The sequence below is a fragment of the Candidatus Methanoperedens sp. genome (genome assembly GCA_027460535.1).
Taxonomy (GTDB): Archaea; Halobacteriota; Methanosarcinia; order Methanosarcinales; family Methanoperedenaceae; genus Methanoperedens.
The window spans coordinates 94,554-115,718 of record JAPZAR010000030.1; the positions used below are offsets into that span (position 1 = coordinate 94,554).

At 43.8% G+C, this 21,165-nt stretch carries 22 protein-coding genes; 12 read left to right on the forward strand and 10 right to left on the reverse strand.

Features of this window, described 5'->3' with window-relative positions; genetic code table 11:
• Nucleotide 1: 1 nt before the first annotated feature.
• Nucleotides 2-1,360 carry a radical SAM protein gene (locus tag O8C65_14070; GenBank protein ID MCZ7358047.1) on the reverse strand — a complete coding sequence of 453 codons (1,359 nt, stop codon included), beginning with the start codon at nt 1,358-1,360 and terminating at the stop codon, nt 2-4.
• 75 nt (nt 1,361-1,435) lie between these two features.
• Between O8C65_14070 and O8C65_14075 the strand changes: the two genes are divergently transcribed.
• A complete protein-coding gene (locus O8C65_14075; GenBank protein MCZ7358048.1) occupies nt 1,436-2,266 on the forward strand; it encodes a hypothetical protein in 831 nt (276 codons plus the stop codon).
• Between the two features lie 216 nt (nt 2,267-2,482).
• Here the strand turns inward: O8C65_14075 and O8C65_14080 are convergent, their stop codons facing one another.
• On the reverse strand, nt 2,483-3,301 hold the full coding sequence (locus tag O8C65_14080) for a DUF4062 domain-containing protein (GenBank protein ID MCZ7358049.1): 819 nt from the start codon (nt 3,299-3,301) through the stop codon (nt 2,483-2,485).
• 256 nt (nt 3,302-3,557) lie between these two features.
• On the opposite strand from O8C65_14080, the gene O8C65_14085 reads away from it, so the two are divergent.
• From O8C65_14085 to O8C65_14100, 4 genes are all read left to right on the forward strand, one after another.
• Entirely contained in the window at nt 3,558-4,868 is a 1,311-nt protein-coding gene (locus O8C65_14085; protein ID MCZ7358050.1) for a glycosyltransferase 87 family protein, read from the forward strand.
• 206 nt (nt 4,869-5,074) lie between these two features.
• Nucleotides 5,075-5,278, forward strand: coding sequence for a hypothetical protein (locus O8C65_14090; GenBank protein MCZ7358051.1), 204 nt, complete (start codon nt 5,075-5,077; stop codon nt 5,276-5,278).
• Nucleotides 5,275-5,541, forward strand: a complete 267-nt coding sequence (locus tag O8C65_14095) for a hypothetical protein (GenBank protein MCZ7358052.1) — start codon at nt 5,275-5,277, stop codon at nt 5,539-5,541. Before O8C65_14090 ends, O8C65_14095 begins: the two co-directional genes overlap by 4 nt.
• 24 nt (nt 5,542-5,565) lie before the next feature.
• Nucleotides 5,566-6,897, forward strand: a complete 1,332-nt coding sequence (locus O8C65_14100) for a radical SAM protein (protein ID MCZ7358053.1) — start codon at nt 5,566-5,568, stop codon at nt 6,895-6,897.
• Between the two features lie 36 nt (nt 6,898-6,933).
• Here O8C65_14100 and fen read toward each other — a convergent pair whose 3' ends face one another.
• From fen to mdh, 3 genes are read right to left on the reverse strand one after another with little or no spacing between them, the layout of a single operon-like run.
• A complete protein-coding gene (gene fen / locus O8C65_14105) occupies nt 6,934-7,947 on the reverse strand; it encodes a flap endonuclease-1 (protein MCZ7358054.1) in 1,014 nt (337 codons plus the stop codon).
• 12 nt (nt 7,948-7,959) lie between these two features.
• Nucleotides 7,960-8,247, reverse strand: coding sequence for a hypothetical protein (locus O8C65_14110; GenBank protein ID MCZ7358055.1), 288 nt, complete (start codon nt 8,245-8,247; stop codon nt 7,960-7,962).
• A 60-nt stretch (nt 8,248-8,307) separates the two neighbouring features.
• Nucleotides 8,308-9,240, reverse strand: a complete 933-nt coding sequence (gene mdh / locus O8C65_14115; protein MCZ7358056.1) for a malate dehydrogenase — start codon at nt 9,238-9,240, stop codon at nt 8,308-8,310.
• 334 nt (nt 9,241-9,574) lie between these two features.
• On the opposite strand from mdh, the gene truA reads away from it, so the two are divergent.
• Entirely contained in the window at nt 9,575-10,384 is an 810-nt protein-coding gene (gene truA / locus O8C65_14120; GenBank protein MCZ7358057.1) for a tRNA pseudouridine(38-40) synthase TruA, read from the forward strand.
• A gap of 7 nt (nt 10,385-10,391) precedes the next feature.
• Nucleotides 10,392-11,402, forward strand: coding sequence for a TRM11 family methyltransferase (locus O8C65_14125; protein ID MCZ7358058.1), 1,011 nt, complete (start codon nt 10,392-10,394; stop codon nt 11,400-11,402).
• Nucleotides 11,403-11,408: 6 nt separating this feature from the next.
• Here the strand turns inward: O8C65_14125 and O8C65_14130 are convergent, their stop codons facing one another.
• Nucleotides 11,409-12,170 carry a hypothetical protein gene (locus O8C65_14130; protein ID MCZ7358059.1) on the reverse strand — a complete coding sequence of 254 codons (762 nt, stop codon included), beginning with the start codon at nt 12,168-12,170 and terminating at the stop codon, nt 11,409-11,411.
• A gap of 204 nt (nt 12,171-12,374) precedes the next feature.
• Between O8C65_14130 and O8C65_14135 the strand changes: the two genes are divergently transcribed.
• From O8C65_14135 to O8C65_14145, 3 genes are all read left to right on the forward strand, one after another.
• Nucleotides 12,375-13,376: a hypothetical protein gene (locus O8C65_14135; GenBank protein MCZ7358060.1), complete on the forward strand. Its 1,002-nt coding sequence runs from the start codon at nt 12,375-12,377 to the stop codon at nt 13,374-13,376.
• Nucleotides 13,373-13,630, forward strand: a complete 258-nt coding sequence (locus tag O8C65_14140; GenBank protein MCZ7358061.1) for a hypothetical protein — start codon at nt 13,373-13,375, stop codon at nt 13,628-13,630. Before O8C65_14135 ends, O8C65_14140 begins: the two co-directional genes overlap by 4 nt.
• A 73-nt stretch (nt 13,631-13,703) precedes the next feature.
• The gene (locus tag O8C65_14145; protein ID MCZ7358062.1) at nt 13,704-14,234 is read left to right on the forward strand and encodes an epoxyqueuosine reductase QueH; all 531 of its coding nucleotides are present in this window, start codon (nt 13,704-13,706) and stop codon (nt 14,232-14,234) included.
• 2 nt (nt 14,235-14,236) lie between these two features.
• Here the strand turns inward: O8C65_14145 and O8C65_14150 are convergent, their stop codons facing one another.
• The 3 genes from O8C65_14150 to O8C65_14160 all read right to left on the reverse strand — a co-directional run bounded on the left by O8C65_14150 (nt 14,237) and on the right by O8C65_14160 (nt 18,770).
• Nucleotides 14,237-14,959, reverse strand: coding sequence for a response regulator (locus O8C65_14150; protein ID MCZ7358063.1), 723 nt, complete (start codon nt 14,957-14,959; stop codon nt 14,237-14,239).
• Entirely contained in the window at nt 14,959-17,136 is a 2,178-nt protein-coding gene (locus tag O8C65_14155) for a PAS domain S-box protein (protein ID MCZ7358064.1), read from the reverse strand. Before O8C65_14155 ends, O8C65_14150 begins: the two co-directional genes overlap by 1 nt.
• Before the next feature lie 143 nt (nt 17,137-17,279).
• Nucleotides 17,280-18,770: a hypothetical protein gene (locus O8C65_14160; protein MCZ7358065.1), complete on the reverse strand. Its 1,491-nt coding sequence runs from the start codon at nt 18,768-18,770 to the stop codon at nt 17,280-17,282.
• Between the two features lie 332 nt (nt 18,771-19,102).
• On the opposite strand from O8C65_14160, the gene O8C65_14165 reads away from it, so the two are divergent.
• Both O8C65_14165 and O8C65_14170 read left to right on the forward strand, forming a co-directional pair.
• Nucleotides 19,103-19,594 (forward strand): hypothetical protein, encoded by a 492-nt coding sequence (locus tag O8C65_14165; protein MCZ7358066.1) that lies wholly within the window; start codon nt 19,103-19,105, stop codon nt 19,592-19,594.
• 55 nt (nt 19,595-19,649) lie between these two features.
• Nucleotides 19,650-20,048 (forward strand): response regulator, encoded by a 399-nt coding sequence (locus tag O8C65_14170; protein ID MCZ7358067.1) that lies wholly within the window; start codon nt 19,650-19,652, stop codon nt 20,046-20,048.
• Here O8C65_14170 and tgt read toward each other — a convergent pair.
• Nucleotides 20,014-21,165 carry a tRNA guanosine(34) transglycosylase Tgt gene (tgt, locus tag O8C65_14175; GenBank protein MCZ7358068.1) on the reverse strand — a complete coding sequence of 384 codons (1,152 nt, stop codon included), beginning with the start codon at nt 21,163-21,165 and terminating at the stop codon, nt 20,014-20,016. The two genes, O8C65_14170 and tgt, sit on opposite strands and share 35 nt — an antisense overlap.

The window sequence follows — 21,165 nt, forward strand, 5'->3', positions numbered from 1 at the left end:
TTTAACGCATCAGCCTGAATACAACATCTGTTATGAACCCCAGTGGTTTTACTATTATTTCGACTCTCTCGCCAAATTGTCTCCTCAGCTTGTGCTGCGCCATAGCCTTAACTATCGCGAACTTCAGCTTGGTCTCGGAAAACCGCGACCTGAACAACAATTTGTGCCTTAGCATACTCTTGCTCGCATGCTCTTCCCAGCCTGCTAAAATAACATCGTCCTTGACCCTTTCGTACAGAGGTGTTCCTGGAATGGGATAGGGTAGTGTAAACGACAGATAATCCAGCGGCAGCGATGTGGCAAACCTCACAGTATCAAGTACGGTTTCATCGCTCTCGCCCGGATAGCCTATGATGAAGAATGCTCCTGCTCTGATATTCGCCTGCTTGACAGCATGTATGGCTTCTCGCGCCTTCGCAGTTGTTATGCTCTTATTCATAAGTTCAAGAACTGAATCGTTTCCCGATTCTATACCGAAGAAGATGCTTACGCATCCAGCCCGCTTCATGTTCTCAACCACTTCCCTGTCCACTGTATCAACTCTTGACAGGCATTCCCACTCGATTTCCATGCCCCTCTCAGTTATCTCTCTGCAAATCTCGAGTATCCTGCCGCGGTTCAGGGTCAGGCAGTCGTCAGCAAACCAGATCCTATCATATCCGAGCGCAATGATGCTCTGCATCTCGTCCACGATATTCTTCGCCGACCTTGCCCTGAACGTATTTCCGAATACAGGCTGGCTGCAGAAGTCGCATTTGAATGGGCACCCCCTTGAGGTCATCAGAGATGTGATGGTGTAGCCGAACTTTTTTTTATAATGCTCTTTATATCCGTTGTTGTCAAAAAGTTCCCTGCTGGGCATTGGAATGTCATCCAGCTCAGTAACAGGTTTTCTCTTTTCTGTATATTTTATGCAGCTCCCATCCCGATAGGCTATACCCCTTATTCCAGACAGGTCTCCTTTTCCTTCAACTGCTCTCTGGAGCTCAAGCATGGTTTGCTCTCCCTCTCCAATCACAACAACATCGAAATATCTGAGGAACTCTGTCGGATTCAGCGTGGGTTGGGGTCCCCCTGCCACAAGTAACTCGCAATCGTCTCTCACAAGCCTTGCTAAATCTTTGGCCTTTTCGGTCATTGAAAACATCGAATAGATGCCAATTATTTTGGAACCCGCATTCCTGATCCGTTCCAGTGCTTTTCCCTGACTGAGGAAGGTGCAATCTATGATTTCCGCACCGACATCATTCGCTTTGAGGTACGCTGCTATATATCCCAGCCCGAGCGGAGGAAACCTGAATATCGAATTATCGCCGTCAGGTAGAATATAAGGATAGACAAGTGTTACTGCACTTTTCATATGACCTCGCTACAATACATCTATCCCTACAAATAGCTTTATTTCATACCCTGCAGATGAACGGATGATCATTCAATGGCTACAAAGCTAACAGAGCCCATTACTATCAGGCTATCCGACAGAGTATCCCTCAGACTTTATCCGGATTCAAGACCCCACAACCTGGAGATTGCAAACCTCCAGAAAGGCGTTGTGCTCATGCATGATCGCAAAGAGCTGATCGGTGAGGGAGCTGGCTTCGGGGCTCCTGTCGTCAGGTATGCTGATCATACTTTTTTCTCAACATCTGCCAAGGTATATTTATATGAGCCGAATGTGCTAATGAAGTCCTTTCTGATGGATTCGGTATCACGAAAGAGATTCGGTACCAGTGGACCGTATGTTGATCAAATTTTTTCCATTCTTCACAGGATCTTTACGTGGTCGTATTTAAGGTTCAAATGCCGCCCCATCTTTAAGAAGATAATTGAATTCAGGAGAACGCTCGGTTTGCGCACTGAGTTCGTCAAGGTCAGGTCAAGGGGCATGGTCAATATTACCTACACTCTATCGAGCAGTATGCAGATAAAGGTCGATCTAACAGGACTGGATACCCGGGGATGCAAAGAGATCCTGATCCTGAACGAACAGGATGGGGATTTTTTCAGGAGATACTTTGACAGAGAAGAGGTTACGGACGACAGGATCGAAGCATGGAGGCAAGTGATTTCAGAAAATGCCTCCTTTTCTGATGTTAAGGGGTCACTCACGTTCGCTCTTAAAAAGATCAACGGCTCATCACTGATCTCAGGGAGGGAGCATGTGAAGCGCTGCCTCTCCTGGTCTGGCTTGAACTATTCTTTGAGGCCAGGTACTCGAGATTTCACTTACACACTTGAAATCACGGATGTTTTCAGCAAAAACTAATATCCCCGCAGATCAGTTCTGGCAATGAAGCAGTCGATGCCGTTCAAAAAAATGCGGTTGAAAACAGAAGTGACGAACGGGTGACCGTTTCAATTCTTGTTGGTAGTTAGGTCAATGTGTTGCACATCTGATTGATTGACGTAAAAACAACCTGAAATAAGGCTTATGGATTTTTCAAAGACACACACATATATCATCCTTCGCCATTACTGGGCTTTATCCTCCTACATTATCCTTTATCTTATTTTCTATATCAGCTATTAAATCTGAAAACGATCCACCACTAAGAATAATACTAACTATATTAACATAAAAATGTAAAACTGTCTGATCTATTTTCTTCATTCTCTTCAATAATGAAATAATCATAGCTTTAATCAGACACGTTTTAACATTTACAGAATTGAAAGGCGTTTTTGTCATATCCATATCTATCCTTAAATTTTCAAGAATTTCATTTAGGAAATCTTTAGTAAGTCTACATATATCGTCTGTTACTATAATAATTTTATTCGCAATCAACGAATCCAAGGCCAATTTCATCTCCAATTCAGTATATCTGTCTTCTTTTGATTTATTACTGGTTTTACAAACGACAATTCTTGCAATCCACCATGACAAATCATTTTTTAACTTCGCCCTCAAGTCCATAATATCATCAAAATAACAAAGAACATGTCCTTCATCGGGATCAGAAATCGACTCTATGAAAGATTGCAATTTCTTTTCTCTTCGGCCTAGATTAAATTTCTTAATATAAATAATTGTATCTATATTATGAGCTCTAGCTGTTTCATATTCTTCAATGGTGGGACCACTATATTTTTTGTCAAATATTCCAACGTACAAATCAGAATTCATGACCTCATCAATATATGTTTGTCTAAGTCCTGATGATCGGGCGCCCCATTCTTCAAACATTGCAGGCTCAAATCCAAACTGATTCAAGCTTTCTTTGACAATAAGCCGTTCATCTTTTAGTTCATTTATCGTTGAACTTATAAACACCTGAGGTTTTTTCCTTTTTTGGATCATCCTACTTTTTACCCATTCTTATTTAGTGATGCTCTCCACATTTCGTACAGAGCCCTGAGGTTTCTATGGACTATATGTAAATAAGGCTTATTCCAATATATCTATTTAAGGATTTGAAAAATGCGCTAATTCCCCGAAGGGCATAATAGATATATCTAGTGAAACCGGAGAATTATTAAAAGGAAATAGAAAAATAGTGAAAACTTTATTCTAAGGTGATATCGACTTAAGTATATCAGCAATAAAGAGATGTAACGTGTACGCAGAAACCGTTAGGCACAGGATTGTATCATTACTTCCGCGAGATGAATTGGCTTTACTTCTGAGCCTGATGATACAGATTCCCCTCGCCTTTTTCCTGGGTCACTTCTATGACATAAGAATATCAATGGGGACAGGGTATCTTGTTGCCGGGGGGTTGAATCCCTATGAACAGCACTATCTTGGTGGCATTTTCAATCACGAGATATTCCAGGGAATAACCCCAGGCATAGGGTATCCTCCTCCGTGGGCTATAATCCTTGGGCTCATCTATTTGCTTTCCTATAAAATCGTCCATGACCTGTTCCTGTATAACTTCGCGATCAAGCTCCCTATAATAGCGGCAAACATATTCCTTGCCTATGCTGTAAGAAATATGCTGCTGCACGATCTGAAGATCGATCGAATAAAAGCCAGAAGAGCGTGGCTTCTCATGCTATTTAATCCATTTATTCTGATCACCACCTCTGCCTGGGGCCAGATCGACGGGATCGTTGCTTTCCTTGTGATATTATCGTTTCATTACCTGCATCGCAAAATGACCGGCAGGTCTGCTGTCCTGCTTGCGCTTGCTATTTCCCTGAAACCTATTGCCCTGCCCCTGCTTCCCCTTCCGATAATATACACAGCCCGTGGGTCGATGAAAAGTTGCGCAAAATATCTCATAATCTCTCTGGCATCGATTCTTGTTCTAACAGTAGTGCCGTTCTACCTGTTAAACTGGAATCCTGGGCCTGTATTGAGAAATTGGGATGCTCACGAAACGGTTGCAGGAGGTTTATCCATCTTTGGTTTCATGGAAGCCCTGCAGGGTACATACCATATCCCTGATTCCATGTACCTGCTCGGGTTTGTATGGATACCTGCTGTAGCATTAGGCTACATCTTCCTGCATCCGCGGTTCAATTCGCCAGAGGAAATGACACGGGGCGCTTGTAGCATAATCCTGATATTCCTGCTCACTCGCGCCTGGGTTTCAGAGCCCAATCTTGACCTGCTCATACCATTCCTGGTAATTGTGATGACATTGAATAACATATCATGGAAGGTCTATACTTTCGCCTGGTCTGTACCTCTCGTTTTTGCATTCTTAAATACATCTATCCCGCAGCTCTTTGCACTGATATATCCACAGGTTATTGGAGACCTATCGGGTATTGACCATAAGATACGTGGCGTAAGGCTGATGGCAGGTTATCTTACAGTTCTGGTGTGGCAGGTCACGGGCTGGTATATCGTTATCAAATTGAACCGGCACTTATCGAGGAGCAGGTTCAATAGAATCACCTCACTTAGCGAAAGTTGATTGTCGCATTAATAGTTTCGATATGAAGCATAGCTTGACTGCAGCACGGGATCCTTCAGATATTTCAGCCTTGCAATACCATTAAGTATGTTTATTCGCGGGGGTGCAGGTTTCAAAAATCAAAGGGCCTGTGGCCGATTGTACTTGCCTCGCTTATCATAGCTCTTCCTTTTTATTTTAGCCTCTATTCATACCTTTACCAGCCTATGGTCAGGGCAGGAGATTGGGGCGGCAGTGTTTATGCATTCAAGGCCGACGGCTCTACGCTTTCCGGATTTCCGAAACATACCGGAGGGAAGATATTTGCTTCTGCTGCAATAGGAGATCTGAACAAAGATGGGACCAAGGAAGTGGTTGTGGGTTCATGGGACAGAAACATCGCCGGTGGCATTTCCGCAGAGAGTACATGAAACCGCCAAAAATCAGAGAAGGCTCTCCGGTACTCAACGGAATATCCATCTCAAAGGAAAACGGCGTTCTATTCCTGGCTGCCAATTTTTCGGGATCGATCGAGCGCCCGAACTACTATGGGGACGACGGCACCTGGCACCCATCTCCAATGGTGCTGTCACAGGGAATGTATGCTGATATGATAGCGCCGCAAAAACAGGAAATAATGAAATATTTATCAGCCTTGAGAATGATAACCATTCATACCGCTTTCCTGAGGTGAACTACTACGAGTCCAAGAACTGATGTGCTTCTCATCTATCCATACTCTCACAGCGAGCCGGGATGGAGAAAGCTCTGGCTTTTCCCGCCGCTTGGACTCGGGTACCTGGCTTCCGTTCTCAGGAAGAGCGGGATAAGCGTCAGAATACTCGATGGAACATTCATGCCGCCGGAGGAACTTATAAAACAAGCCCAGGAGCTTTCACCTGGCGTGGTAGGCATATACTGCATGGTCACGATGAGAGATAATGCGCTCAGGATCGCGAGGGCTCTTAAAAATCGTCCGGATAAGCCTCTTCTTGTGGCAGGCGGGCCATTCCCGACATCGGAGCCCGGAAAATTCCTTGATGATTTTGATATCGTGGTTTTAAGAGAGGGAGAGCAAACCATGCTTGAGCTCGTAAAAACGCATCTTGCCGGGCAGGGATTTTCAGGTATAAAGGGTATCGCGCTAAGGGATGAGAGCGGAACAATAAGAATGGACTTGAGGGAGTATGAAGAGAACATCGATTCCATCCCGCATCCTGCCCGTGATCTGTTTGAGAACAAGAAGTACATGAGGTACTGGGAAAAAAAATTTGGGTATACCTGCACGCCTGTCTTAACAACAAGGGGCTGCCCTTACAATTGCGACTACTGCGCACGTCCCGTGTTCGGGAACCGCTACAGGGAGAGGAGTTTCCAGGATGTTGTTAGTGAGATTGAAGAGGTTTTGGAGCTTGGTTACAGCAGGATATGGTTTTCCGATGATGTCTTCACGCTCAATAAAGAAAGGATCATGGAACTCTGCGATGAGATAAAAAGGCGCAGGCTTGTATTCAGATGGGACTGCCTTTGCAGGGTTGACAATGTAAACTTCGAGCTGTTCAAGAATATGCGTGATGCAGGCTGTGCCAGGGTGCTCTTCGGGATAGAATCCGGGGACAACGGGGTTTTAAGTATGCTGAAAAAGAGATTCACTGTCGCGGAAGCGCAAAGTGCAGTTTCTGCGGCAAAGAAGGCAGGGATCGAGGCAGGAACATTTTTCATCGTGGGCTATCCCGGTGAAACCGAAGAAACCATACTCAGGACGATTCGCTTCTCCACGCACCTGCCCTCGGATTACCTGTCTTACACATTACCGTATCCCCTGCCCGGCACAGCACTTTACAAGAGGCTTGAAGACAGGCTTACACGCGATGAGTGGAAGATGGCGGGGCATAATCTTCTCATGTTCAGGGGCGATTTTTCGCAGGTGAAACTGCGGTTTGCGATCAATAAAGGCATGATACAGCACAGGCTCAGGAAAAACGGGTACGTCAGGCTGGCTGATGGATTCGAAGCGGTCACTGATGGCGTGTTCAGAATGCTTCGATAAATCGAATAGACTGGGACATGGTAATTTTCGTGACCCTTAAAACCATTTCTCAAGCGTCTGCTGGCCCTGGTCGGAAGCATCAAGCAGGCGCTCCACAGCTTTGGATACGCGCTCCTGCGAGAAATCATGCTCCCGGCATAGGAAATCAGTTATCGCTGCTGCATCGGGTTTTTTCCATTTAAGTTCATAATCCCTTGTTACGTCGGGATTGAGGAACAGTTCTCTTATCTCTGCAAGCCCTTTGATATCGGCATTAAGTTCAGCAAGCACCCCTTCAATTCTGCCATGCCTTTTTATGGATTTTAGTGCTTTCTTCGGCCCGATCCCTTTGATCCCTTCGTTATAATCCGTCCCTACGAGGATGGCGATATCCACAAGCTGCTTTCTTGAGATCTCAAGTTTATGGAGCCCGTTTTCAAGGTCTATGATCTCAGGTTTAACATCGAGGTATACACTTTTTCCGGGAAGTTTTCTTTTTCCAGTAACAGCCAGGTTCCTGACGACAAAAGGTGCACCGAATAGGAGTGCGTCATAATCCTGGGAGCCGACCGCATATGCTTCTTTATTCTGCACAATGAATGCAGCCTGCGCTTCGCCTTCGGAAGGCGCCTGGACCACCGGAAGTCCCATTAATCCGAGAAGTCTCTTGGCATCATCCACCATATTTCCCTTTATGTGAGATGATGCCTGGGCATATTTTAACGCATTTTCATCTCCTGTGTCGCGGGCTTCTTCCCATCGTTTCGCGGCTTCTATCCTGACTTTTTTTCTTGCCTCGATGGTCGTATTTTTAAATTGAGGAGGAGCCCCGTCGAAGACGAACACCGGTTTGATACCCTCTTCGATGAGATTCGTTGTCCTGTATAAGAACCCCGAGAGATGTGAGGTTATTTCGCCGTGCGAGTCTATGAGCGGCATGCCATCCCGCTGGCGGATTATGCTCAGGAATTGGTAAAGGGTGTTGTACGCGTCTATGGCGATGACTCTTCCTTTTAGATCTGAAAGCTCTACTTCTTTTTTCTCAAAAAGATCCCCGAGGTCAACCCCCATAGTTGCCTCAGATCACATTACATTGCCCAGTCTGATATCTATTACAGAATCGTTATCTGCTTCTATACCTTTTACGGTCAGAAGATTGCCTCTACGGTTGATCAATTCGGCGGCCGAAACCTGAACCTGATGTTGATCTGTGATATCATTGTTCTTATGTACTATCAGCAGGTTTGCCCCTTTCTGGAATTTTTCCATAATGCTGGAAAGTACCTGTTCAAAATCGGAATATATTAAAACGTCAGATAATCCGGAATTAGCTTTTTTGATTACTCCGATTGGCTTGATCTTAAGGTTCAACGCATTGCCTCATTATGATGTTCATCTATATATACGTCATGCATATATCTTTTTCCTTTTCTATACGGACAGCTCTTTGAGAGAAGCTATTCCAGATGTGACAGCTTCTGCGGATCTTTCCAGAGCCTTATTCTCCCCTTCATTGAGATCTAACTCAATTATCCCTTCTATACCACGTCTTCCAAGCCTAACTGGAACCCCAAGATATATATTCTTTTTGCCATATTCGCCATTCAGATAGGCGCATACGGGAAGGATCCTCTTAGTATCCTTTACCACTGCCTCTACCATTCTGGTCACAGCAGCGGAAGGCGCATAGAAGGCACTTCCGGTTTTCAGGAGATTGACTATCTCCGCCCCGCCGTTGACAGTCCTGTCCACAAGGCGCTGAATGGATGGTTCATCCATTAATTCTGTGATCGGAACACCTGATACTGTTGTGAACCTGGGAAGCGGAACCATCGTATCGCCATGCCCTCCCAGCACCATCGCACTTATATCACGCACGGAGCAGCCGAGTTCCATCGAGATAAAAGTGGCGAACCTTCCCGAATCCAGGACACCGCTCATCCCGAAAACCCTGTTAGGCAGAAAGCCCGTGGTCTTCATTGTGACATAAGTCATTATGTCGAGCGGATTTGTGACCGTAATAACTATCGAATCCGGGGCATATTCTGCAATATTCTGCGAAACCTCCTTGATTATTTTGGTATTTATCTTCAGAAGGTCTTCCCTGGTCATTCCGGGTTTTCTTGCAATGCCTGCCGTGATAACAACCACATCCGAGCCCTCTATATCCCTGTAATCGTTCGTGCCTGTCACCTTTGAGTCATATCCGAGAAGAGGCCCTGCTTCAAGGAGGTCAAGGGCCTTGCCCTGCGGTAAGCCCTCAACGATATCAGTCAGTACAACGTCCCCGAGTTCTTTTTCCGCTATTCTTTGCGCGGCAGTAGCGCCAACTGCGCCTGCGCCGATTATTGTGATTTTTGGCATATGTATTCACCTATTTCTTAGAATGTTAAACCGCAGATGAACGCCCAGAGTTGCGCCTCTGGAGGGCGCATCCACGTATGGCTTCAGCCATACGTGTCTATGCGTCGCGGCGAGCATAACGCCGATGAACGCATACACATGATAAAAAATCTAGGTTCATCTACGTGTATCCACATTGGTTTTCTTAGAGGATTCAAAACATGATAATATTTGTGTATTTTTCTGCGATTCTTTGGGATATTTAACGGAACTGAAAAACAATGCAGACTAAAGGCTGCAGGAGATATTCAGTTTTTTAGCAATATTTATATATCAACGAATCAATTTAAAATATATGCGGATTGCTCTAAAAGTTGCCTACGTCGGCAATGACTATCACGGTTTTCAGGTCCAGCCCGATGTAAAAACCATTGAAGGGGAAATTTTCAGGGCGCTTGAAGAGGCAGACATAATAGAAAATCCTCATGAAGCCAACTATATTGCGGCGGGGCGGACCGACAAAGGTGTTCACGCGCTCGGCCAGGTGATAGCATTCGATACCGATAATCCCGATGTTGCAATACCAAGGGCCATCAACAGTAACCTTCCATCTACGATCTGGACATGGGCAAGAGCAGAGGTCCCATCGGATTTTGACCCGCGCCGGGATGCCCTGAACCGGGAATACAAGTATATCATGTGCGGGAAATATAATATATCCGTTCTTCGGAACGCATCAAAGCTCCTGAAAGGTGTGCATGATTTCTCCAATTTTGCCACCCCGGATAAGGAAAGGACGAACGTATGCAAAATAGAAAAGATAAAGATGAGAGTGGAACGGGAATTCACGATCATGGAGATAAGCGCAAACTATTTTCTCTGGCATATGGTAAGAAAAATAGCAACAGCTATGAAAATGATTGGCTGCGGGTCAAGGGATATTGCGTGGCTTGAACAGATGCTCGATCCGGCAGAGTTCAGTGAAGGTCTTGAGCCAGCTCCGGCGTACGGGCTTGTTTTCAAAAATATCGAGTACCAGGAAATAACATGGGTTGAGGATGCTTACGCCAAAAAAGTAATCTCTGAGAATCTCGGGGAGCAATTCTTATGGCATGGGGTTATGGCTGAAATGCTCAGAGAATTTAAGGAAAGCATGACCGTATAGATGCCATATGTTGCTGGCTTTTGAACTTTCAGGTGAGCACAGAACCATTCCGGGATCTGAGGTTATTGCGTGCCTTGGAGCATTGAAAGCTGATTTTCAGATTCATCTCGCACTCGATGCTTGTTTGATAATCGACCTGAAAAATAATGCCGATAAAATCATTGAAATTCTCTCAAAAAGGCTCTCGATGACCCATCATATCATCAAAGTCCTGAACATAGGCGGGCCGGGTGAGGAAGATATTGTAGAATCTGTGAATAGATCGTTCATAGACTTTAATGGGACATACAGTATCCGGGTCAAGCGTGTGAGAGAATACTCCGGGATAAATACGGAATTGATGGAGCAGCGATTGGGTGGGATTTTTTACAGGAGAGGGGCTCGTGCCGACCTTAGAAATCCAGAATTACAGTTCAGGATACTTCTCACAGAAGATAAAAGCGTTTTCGGATATATTGCCGGCTCGATTGACAGGGGGGCTTACGATGCCAGAAAACCCCATTATAAGCCGTTTTTTTATCCCGGCGTCCTGATGCCGAGGGTTGCCCGTGCCCTTGTGAACATAGCAAGGCCGGATGGGAATTTGTTCGATCCTTTCTGCGGGACAGGAGGCATACTCGTTGAGGCAGGGCTTGCTGGTATGGAAGTGATCGGAGGGGATATGCAGAGAAAATTGCTGCTAGGCGCCAAAATGAACCTGGACTATTATAATGTCAGTTATTCTCTTATGTACCAGGATGCGTGCCGCCTCGCGCTCCGCGATGAGAGCGTGGATGCGGTTGTCACCGATCCACCATACGGCAGGTCAGCGGCTATCAAAGCAGAATCGCTTCAGCACCTGCTTCTATCTTCATTAAGAGAGATACACAGGGTTTTGAAGAAAGAAAAAAGGGCAGTTTTTATTTCGGAACGTCCGGTGGATGATTTCGCGATAGAGGCGGGTTTCACAATTGTCGAGGTTCACCAGCAGAGAGTGCACAGGAGTCTTACAAGGCGGATATGCGTTCTTGAAAAGTAGCAAGCGCTATTTTTGATTTTCAGCTAATATTATGTTAGAGCGGCCTTTTCTTATTTTTTTAACCAATCCTCTGCTTTCCAGATCGTCCAGCATCAGACTGACCTTTGCTTCGGAAAAGGCAGATTTTTTCCTCAACTCTTTCTGGGTCGTTCTTCCCCCCATTTTTATTATGGTATCATAGATATTGCTGAGGTCTTCAGGAAGGTCGATCTTTTTGGTTTCTATGGATTTTTCAGCCAATTGTGCTCCGGGTTCGTGTACAATTCGTTCCCCATGCCTTTTTTTCCTGATCCAGAAAAAAATTGATAAGGCAGAACCAATCAAAATAACGATTATTATAATGTAGGTATATGTATTACTTCCACTTTTTCTATCCAAGTCAGAAGTAAGATTCATATCGCCGAGATATTCGTACTCCGAATCGATCGGTGGGAAAAGCAGAAGATCTATATTGAAGTCTTCGGATACATCTGTACCGGTTATCAGGAGATTCTCTTCGCCTTCATATTCAAGGATGTTGTTATGGAAGTATCTGGCCTTGATCGTGTAATTGCCCGGGGCAAGTCTGTCAAAAGAATACATGCCTGTTGTCGAAACATTGACCTGAACACGTGTGGAATTGTCAAGAAGTTCAACTATTGTATTTTTAAAAGGTTTTTCAAAATCAGACCATTCGTAGATGGTTCCGTACACTCTTGCTGCATGTGCATGGATAATGAGAGTGGTTGACAGCAAGATGAGAAGGAATAACCATCGTTTCGTTCGCACATATTCTAATTTTAAAATAAAGTATATATAGTTTATTATAAAGCAAAAAGAGCATTTATAAAGGTTTGTAAAGGATTATCATGGTTTAAAAAACTTAATTTTTCTATCGCATAAAAGTATATTTATCTATCCAGTCATTATAGTATTGGGTACCCAATCGCAAGATAATCCAGCGATTGTAAAAATAAGAAGGAGGACTAAAAAATGAAAAATAGAAAAGGGCTCAGTATATTAACATCCCTCATTGCGGCGTTGTTCATACTGAGCATGTTCTCCGGAATTGCGGCAGCCCAGTCGTCCGGGGAACAAATAGCAAAGGGTCAATACCAGATACAAAAGCAGAGATACGAGGAAACAAGAGATAAATTCGAGGTAGCAAAGCAATCTTTCGACAAAGCTTATGCACAGCTCAAGAATGCAAAAGATAATAAATCCCAGGAAGAGCTCAATCAGAAAACCCAGGATTATCTTGAAAATGCGATAGATCATGCCATTGCAAATCTTGAAGTCCTGAAAACCAGGGCGCAAAATCAAACAGATAAAGGAGCGATCCCAACCGATGCGGTTGCAATTATCGATGGCCATATTGCCCAGCTGCAACAGATACGAACGAATGTACAGCAGGCCAGTACCATGCAGGAACTGAAAGACGCCAATAAGGCCTTAAAGGAGCAGTGGAACACCATCAGGCTCGAAACGCGTTACTATTTCGGACTGATACTCAACGAAAGGATAAACAATTTCATTACAAAGGGAAATAATGCCACGGCAAGACTGGATGCGGCAATCCAGAAAATGAAATCACAGGGGAAGGATACAACCAAACTTGAGACCGATGAAGCGAATTTCAAGAATTCAATGAACAATGCAGAAAACAGTGAGCAGGCAACTGCCGTATTGCTTGCGAACCCCAATGGATTTGCACCCAACGGCACGGTTACAAACAGCAAGGATGCAGCAGCATTCATGCTGCAGGTCGATAAATCGCAAAGAGAAACCATCAAAGACCTGAGAGCTGCAAGCAGGCAACTGATAGAGTTCGTCAGAGATTTCAGAAAACTGGCAGGCAACAAAGCCACAGTTGACGGAACGGGCAAGTCCGGTGAGGGCGTGCCGGGAACCACGGTTACAGGAACACCGACCCAGACACTTTCAGGCAGCACACTGACATCCCTTTCAGGCAGGAAAATGGAGATTAAGAAATGAAAGCAATATACATCTTAATTGTGCTCGTGGTCGCAGCTTCGGCCCTGGGCTGTGTTGGCAACAAGCAAACATCCACAAATGCTCCTGTACCGCCTGTCGAGACTTCAGTGTCCCCGGCCGGCGCAACGGTAGCGCCCACGGGAACACCAGCGGCTCCAGGAGAAGACCAGTTCGGGACAGAGAATGACCTCACAATGATGGATTCCCTGGTCGCCGACTCAAATGCGGATATTTCTTTCTCCGATTCGATATAAGGTAAACGCGTTCGCGTTTACCCTTTTTTTATTACACATAAAGATTAAGCCAAGGGGCACATAATCCTGATATATGCAAATACTTGTCCATATCTGCTGTGCGCCCTGCTTTACGTATCCTCACAAACGGTTGATTGAGGAAGGGCATGAGGTGACAGGTTTTTTTTATAATCCCAATATACACCCTTATTCAGAATATAGAAACAGGATGGGTTCACTTGAGAAATATGCGGAACTGAAGGGAACCCGGATAATCTACAGGGATGATTACGACCTTGAAAGCTATCTTCGCGGTGCCCTTGCGGCAGATGACAGATGCACTTTCTGCTATACCTCCCGGCTAGGTGAAGCGGCAAGAACAGCAGTCTTACTGGGATTTTCTGCTTTCACTACCACACTTTTGATATCTCCCTACCAGAAGCATGATATGCTTGTACACGCGGGAGAGAAGGCTGCGGATGAACACAGCATTGAGTTCTATTATGAAGATTTCAGGGATGGTTACAGAGAATCTCGTGAAATGGCAAAGGGACTTGAGCTTTACATGCAAAAATACTGCGGATGTATTTTCAGTGAAAAAGAACGATATCTTAAGTTAAAATAAGTTCACGCACTAATTTTTCCTTCCTTAATTTTGCGAAATATAAGGACAATGCCGATGATATTTCCTATCTCGTCTTTGATGGTGTCGCCGCTGCTTTCAATCGGTATCATGGTTTTGTTTTTTCTGATCAATACAGTCTGATCCATTTTATCATCAGGTTTTTCAGTTATAATATCGAAAACATCTTTAAGAGGCTTCTCTTTTGCTTCATCAAGAGACCATCCGGTCATGGACTGAGCAGTTGGATTCATAAACAGGACGCAACCCTTCGGGTCTGTGGCGATCACGGCATCGCTGATGCTCTTTAACGTAACGTAATACCATGCCCTGCTCGCCTTTAATTTCCCTTCCATTTTGTGTTTATACAGCGCGATCTCGATATTTATCTGTAATTCCCGTTCTTTGAAGGGTTTGATTATATACCCAAAAGGCTCTGTAACCTTTGCACGTTCAAGGATTTTTTCATCTGAATAGGCGGTCAGATATACAACCGGAATATTAAAAAGAGAACGTATTTGGCTTGCGGTTTCAATTCCGTCCATTTCACCATGGAGCAAAATATCCATCAACACCAGGTCCGGACTATTCTCCTCTACCTTTCGGATAGCATCCTCTCCTGAAGACACTATTGAAGGGACATGATATCCCAGATTGATTAGACTTCTCTTGATGTCTTCTCCAACAATGACTTCATCTTCAACTATCATTATCTGTGTTCCCGCCATCAATTCTCACCTCTAAACTTGATTTGAAATTCTGTTCCATTGTCGCGCATGAGATTTATCTTACCATGAAGCTGGTTTTCAGCCAGTATCGTGACCATGTGCAATCCCAGTGATTTAACATCTTTAAGTTCCATGTCTTTAGGGATACCGATTCCCGTATCGCTCACCACAAGTTCAATAGATTTGTCACCTGATGAGCGAAGGACAATTTTTATTTCCCCTGTTCTGTCTCCAGGGAAGGCATATTTCAATGAATTCGATACAAGCTCGTTGATGATCAATCCGCATGGAATGGCAGAATCTATAGCGAGCGATACATCCTCCACATCAACTATAGGCTTGATCTTGGCTGCATTTGTCCCGTATGACTGATACAGACCGCTTACCAGATCATTTACATATCCCCGAAGATCAATTTTTGAGAAATTATTGGATTGATACAGCTTCTCATGGATAAGGGACATTGAAATGATCCTGTTGCGGCTTTCTTTGAACATTTCGATAACATTGTTATCCTTGGTGGATTCTGACTGGAGGCTCAATAGACTTGAGATGATCTGCATATTGTTCTTGACACGATGATGGATTTCTCGAAGAAGAACTTCTTTTTCTGCAAGGGATGACCTTATCTGCTCATCAGCTCTCTTGCGCTCTGTGATATCGTGGATGACCATCTGTACGGCAGGATTTCCTTGATATGTGAATGGAATTGCTACCTCTTCAACATCGATTACCGTTCCGTCTATCCTGACAAATTTCACTTCTTTCAGAGGTGCCTCATTTCCATCATCTATTATCATCCGATATCGTTTTTCCGCAATCTCCTGGTGGTCAGGATAAATAAAATCCATTATTGGTCTTCCAAGGAGCTGTCCAGGATCGGTTGCACCCAGAAGCTGGGCTCCGGCGGCGTTTATGAAAATGATATTGCCAGAGCTATGAATAGCTATAGCATCAGGAGAAAGCTCTACAAGTCTGCGGAAGCGATCTTCACTCTCCTGGAGCGCCTCCTCGGCTTTTTTACGCTCAGTAATATCCCTTATTATGCTTGAGAGCCCGGCTATTTTCTCATCTGAATCCCGAATGGGAGAAATAGTCATGCTTACATTTATGCTATTTCCATCCTTTCGCAGTCGTACAGTGTCAAATCCAGCTACAGCTCCTCCTGACAGGACATTGCCTATTATGCGTTGCCTTTCTGACTGAAGGTGTGAGGGGACTATCAATGGCGATAGGCTTTTTCCTGTTACTTCTTCGGACGTCCATCCGAAAATGGTTTCAGCGCTCCTATTCCAGGATGTGATATTTTCCCCAATATCGGTTATTATGATTGCATCATTGGCATTATCAAACAGGTTCCTATACCTCTCCTCTGCAACATAGCGAAGCTTGTGTTCTGCGTCAGCTATCTTTTCATACGGCTGTTGTATCGAAGATTTAAAAAGGGCAAAATATATAAAATAAAATCCAGCGGCTTTTAGCAAGTGCCCTGAATAATCATAAAAGAGATATACTGAATTACTGAAAACAATGATAACCAGACCGTATATTAGACAAATAATACTGGTCTGTCCGGTTTTCTGAAGTTTTAGTATGTATAGGTAGATCGTATATACGATCAACGATCCAGATACTACCAATATCATTATCCCTGCAGTGGAAAGGCCCCCATCCAGGTTATGCATCCTGGGCAGATAGGATGGGTATAGAAATATAAGAGCCATAGATATTAATGGCAAAGCCACGGCACATGTAAAAATGACGGGTTTGTTAATCATCTTTGGAAATGCATCTTTATAAATATACACACTAGCAAGAAATAAAATCGAAGAGATGATTCTTGCCTCAGCCCAGAACATTTCTGCCTTCACCGCGGAGTTAGGTGTGACAAAATCCGGCATGTACGGGTAAGAAAGCATATTGAACAGGTCAAATATCCCTATGACCAAGAATGTTGCTCCAAGGAAAAGCGAATGGTTGTCCCTGCTTTTGCTATATGCCAACCAGTTTATGGCAAAAATTGAAAAGGCCAGAACTATTGGTAAAAGCTGTGTTGCGACTTCAAAATAGTTGCTTACTAAATGGGAAACAGACATGTATGCTTCGATGACATCCCCAATGAGCAGCATCGAAACTATGATAATCAGCACTGTCAATATGTGGTTTGTTCTAGCCATTGATCTCCGTCCTCTTCATTCAACTTGTTTGTTAGCATTTTTATTCTCAACATTCATTATCCATTTGTGCAGCATAATTGTGGTTAGAGGTTGGCGATAGTCTCCTATCCATCCCTATATCAATTTTTTTTCCCCGCCAACCTTTATTTTGATAATTTGAAAGCGACATAGATCTCACAAAATTCGTTTTCAGAAGCTGTAGTTTGCGACATTGTATGGACTCTTTCAATCTGCTTCCCAAAAGCATGGGAAATCCATTCATCATATAATCCCTTTATGAAAGTACAATTGATATTATCGTTCTTGGCATCACCTTTTGCCAGATGGCAAGAGGCAATTTTACCACAGATGACATTCTCGCTCACGCTTGACCATTTTGATTCCTGGGATAGGACAGTGCTCATCTCTTGCATGTATTTCAAAAATATGGCAGCATCCCAGACGTCAATTTTTCTTTCTTTTTCGTAATCCTGTATTATTTTCTTGCCAAATTTGCCGCCAAGCGATTTTATGAAATCCTCATTCGATGGGACATTCTTCAGCATATTTAACATTTTCAGGAGGTCTTTATGATAATCTGTACCTGACTCATCCCTGGCTTTAAAGTCCTCTACCATTCGTAGCAGTATCTTGCCCATTTCGGGAAGCTGCTTGAGAACTATAAGGTTCTCACCAATTGTAGAACTATATGTATGACCATTTGAGCTTAATAATTCAACAAACATGTCGGCCAGTTTTTTTATGGCATCGGTGTCGGAGAGCCCATGGTGTAGTATTATAGATTCCTTATCTATGGTCATGTCCTGGATCAAACCCGTGGATTTATAGAGGACCGTGATTTTTTTCAATAATTCTTCGGGCGGGATCTGATTTATGGGACAACCGCAAAACCGCTCAATGCAGATCGATAGTTTAGGCGCGGTTTTTCCTGCCAGTATTTCTTCAAAAAGCTGCCCAGGTATTGCCACCATATCATAGTTCATCCTTGCATAAAGGGGTATTATTATGTTCCAGAAATCGTGTTTTTTCTGCAATTCAGCTAAAGCAAAATCCAGGTACCCGAAATTCTCGGCTACGCTTTTATTGGCCCAACCATTTTCGCCTTTTATCAGGTTCATTTCAAATGAGCCATTTGCGTTTCGAATTTTTGATACGCCTAAATCATATTTCTTTGCGGAGAATTCAGCAATGATAGCGGCCAGAAACCTTGAAATATCAGGGTTCTTTCCTGTTATGGACACACTGGCGCTTCCGGGTTGAAAGTCATTATCATAACTGATCTTAATGGACGAATCCCAATAGATCTCACTTCCAAGTTCATTCAAGCGCTTTTCCAGAAGAGAAAGGGAGGAAATTGAATCACCGATGATATTGTTAACAGTCTCATCATCGGGAAGCCTGCCTGTAAGATTTTTTAGGGCCCATATAAGGGTTGATGATGTCAGGTTTTGCTCCTTTCTTAAACCCGAAATGAGTCTTTTGACGGAATCGGGATCCTGGAATGCAGCATCGGCGAGATCGATCACCTCGCGTATGACCGCGCTGAGATTTCCATTGTGCTTTTGCATCAGTGGTTCAAGTTTTCCCAGATATTCTTCATTTAGAGAGATGTTTTTCCTGAGAATCATGTGCAATCAAACCAGAATGAACAGAGGCGGAGAAATCTATCAGTCTCTTTATCTTCCCTTTTCATTATTATCATTATAATTATTAATTGCTTAATAACTTTTTCATCTTAAATTTTTTAAATATGTAATAAAAATAACTTTAGTTATTACCTGACATTTGCAGAATCGGATGAGACCAGGATTTTGGCACCTCATATTTTCAATTACAATTCTTAGGTCCATATTACCGGATTATGCACATTATCTCCCGGAATTTACCAACTCTTGTAGCAATTCGCAATATTCTGTTGTGTAACTGTTTGATTGGCTGAAGCTTAATTCTTCAGGAGACGATCATCTTGGCAGATACTCAGAAGGGCGTAACCACCGACCTCATTGATATTATAAGGCTGCTAATAATCCTTGCAATGAAGAAGATCAAGCTACAGCATATCCTTTATCTTACGGCCTTCCTTGCTTTTGGAATAGGTGATGGTATAACAGGCGCGCTGATGATGAACTCAAAAGGGATCGGTATGGAGGCAAACCCTATCGTGAGGATTTTATTCATGGCCCGGGGTATTGAGGGTGTAATGACCGGCAAGATGTGGCTTACTTTCATAATTCTTGCTGCAACTTATATTGTTCAGCTCAATTCCCCCAATATGTACTGGACCGTTAATGGGTTCTTAATTGCCATTACCGTTGGCGGGCTGATGGCAGTGAATGCCAACATTACAGCTATGGCAGGCCAAATCCCGACTGAACCCGGAGCGTTAATACTGGCATACTTGATTTTGATGTTTATATTGACCGAGATCGGAAGTTTTGTTGATGGAAAGGCACACTAAGAATGGATCAAATGGACATTTTAAAAATAGTAAAAATAAAAGAGGAAGTGAAAACATGAAAAAGCAAAAAGTACTTATTGTGGATGATGAGCCGTTGAACATTGAATTGATGGAAGGGATCCTTTCAAAGGATTACGAAGTCATTAAAGCATCCAGCGGGATAGAGGCTTTGATCAAGGTGGAAAAAACCTTGCCTGACCTTATACTATTAGACGTAATGATGCCGAATATGAACGGTTATTCGGTTTGTAAGAACCTTAAGAGCAGCAATAAGACGAAGTCCATACCCGTCGTGATGATAACGGCCTTGAAAGAGCATGAGGACAAAATGAAAGCCATAGAGGCCGGTGCAGACGATTTCGTGAGCAAACCAATTGAGATACGCGAATTGGGTGTTAAATTGAGATCATTGCTGAAAGCTAAAAACCAGTATTTTTCCGTACCGGCAGCATAGATGATACAGGTACACAAGGCGTTTTAAAATCAGAGGTAATACATCTCTTGTACTCGATAAACCCATCCTCAAGTATTGCATCTCTCGCGGATTTCACAATTTTTTGCATGAAGAAAAGGTTGTGGATGGATGCCAGACGCAGCGCCAGAAGTTCAGATCCCTTAAAAAGATGGTGCAGATACGCCCTTGTGTAGTTCCTGCATGTGTAGCATCCACATTCCTCATCAACAGGCGCAAAATCCATGGCAAATTTCCCACGGGCTATGTCTATATTTCCCCTTCCTGTCATCAGGGTCTGGTGTCTGGCGTTCCTCGTGGGATAGGCGCTGTCAAAAATGTCCACACCGGATTCTATAGCCTCAAGCAGTTCCACGGGTGAACCCACGCCCATAAGGTAGCGCGGCTTATTTTCAGGAACTAAAGGTATGCTGTGTTTCAACACATCATTCATTAATTCCTTCGGCTCACCGATTGAAAGCCCTCCTATCCCGTATCCATCAAAATCCATCTCCACAAGCTCCTCTGCGCATTTTTTCCGAAGATCTGCAAAGGTACCTCCCTGAAGTATTGCAAAAAATAGCTGGTTCTCGTTTTTCTGTACTCCTTTTGCCTTTTTCGCCCATCGGATCGTACGCTCGACAGAAGCCCCCACTGCGCTATAATCACTCCCATATGCAGGGCATTCATCCAGTATCATGGCGACATCGCTTTCCAAAATCTTCTGGTTTTCAAGGCATATTTCCGGTGTGTATGAGTATTTCTTTCCGTCACGAGGATTTTTGTAAGTTATTCCATCATCGGTTATCTTGAAAGGGAAGTCCTTGCGTATCATCTGGAAACCACCGCTATCTGTGAATATGGCTCGTTCCCAGTGCATGAATTTATGCAGTCCTCCGGCTCTCCTGATAACCTCCATACCAGGAGCAAGAAAAAGGTGAAAAGCGTTGCTGATAAGCACCTGTGTATCCATAGCATAGAGTTCCTCCGGGATAAGAGTCTTGACAGTAGCCTTAGTGGCTACCGGCATGAATGCCGGAGTATCTGCAATCCCGTGGTTCGTTTTGAGCTTGCCGACCCTTGCGCACGTGTTCTTGTCTGTGTGGACCAATTCGAACAT

Bases quoted from the DNA above. Each gene is read 5' to 3' on its own strand.
- fen (MCZ7358054.1), bottom strand. From the start codon at position 7,947: ATGGGGGTTGACCTCGGGGATCTTTTTGAGAAAAAAGAAGTAGAGCTT.
- mdh (MCZ7358056.1), bottom strand. From the start codon at position 9,240: ATGCCAAAAATCACAATAATCGGCGCAGGCGCAGTTGGCGCTACTGCC.
- O8C65_14170 (MCZ7358067.1), top strand. From the start codon at position 19,650: ATGAAAAAGCAAAAAGTACTTATTGTGGATGATGAGCCGTTGAACATT.
- O8C65_14090 (MCZ7358051.1), top strand. From the start codon at position 5,075: ATGGTCAGGGCAGGAGATTGGGGCGGCAGTGTTTATGCATTCAAGGCC.
- O8C65_14135 (MCZ7358060.1), top strand. From the start codon at position 12,375: ATGAAAAATAGAAAAGGGCTCAGTATATTAACATCCCTCATTGCGGCG.
- O8C65_14070 (MCZ7358047.1), bottom strand. From the start codon at position 1,360: ATGAAAAGTGCAGTAACACTTGTCTATCCTTATATTCTACCTGACGGC.
- tgt (MCZ7358068.1), bottom strand. From the start codon at position 21,165: ATGTTCGAATTGGTCCACACAGACAAGAACACGTGCGCAAGGGTCGGC.
- truA (MCZ7358057.1), top strand. From the start codon at position 9,575: ATGCGGATTGCTCTAAAAGTTGCCTACGTCGGCAATGACTATCACGGT.
- O8C65_14125 (MCZ7358058.1), top strand. From the start codon at position 10,392: ATGTTGCTGGCTTTTGAACTTTCAGGTGAGCACAGAACCATTCCGGGA.
- O8C65_14080 (MCZ7358049.1), bottom strand. From the start codon at position 3,301: ATGATCCAAAAAAGGAAAAAACCTCAGGTGTTTATAAGTTCAACGATA.
- O8C65_14155 (MCZ7358064.1), bottom strand. From the start codon at position 17,136: ATGGCTAGAACAAACCACATATTGACAGTGCTGATTATCATAGTTTCG.
- O8C65_14140 (MCZ7358061.1), top strand. From the start codon at position 13,373: ATGAAAGCAATATACATCTTAATTGTGCTCGTGGTCGCAGCTTCGGCC.
- O8C65_14095 (MCZ7358052.1), top strand. From the start codon at position 5,275: ATGAAACCGCCAAAAATCAGAGAAGGCTCTCCGGTACTCAACGGAATA.
- O8C65_14075 (MCZ7358048.1), top strand. From the start codon at position 1,436: ATGGCTACAAAGCTAACAGAGCCCATTACTATCAGGCTATCCGACAGA.
- O8C65_14145 (MCZ7358062.1), top strand. From the start codon at position 13,704: ATGCAAATACTTGTCCATATCTGCTGTGCGCCCTGCTTTACGTATCCT.
- O8C65_14150 (MCZ7358063.1), bottom strand. From the start codon at position 14,959: ATGGCGGGAACACAGATAATGATAGTTGAAGATGAAGTCATTGTTGGA.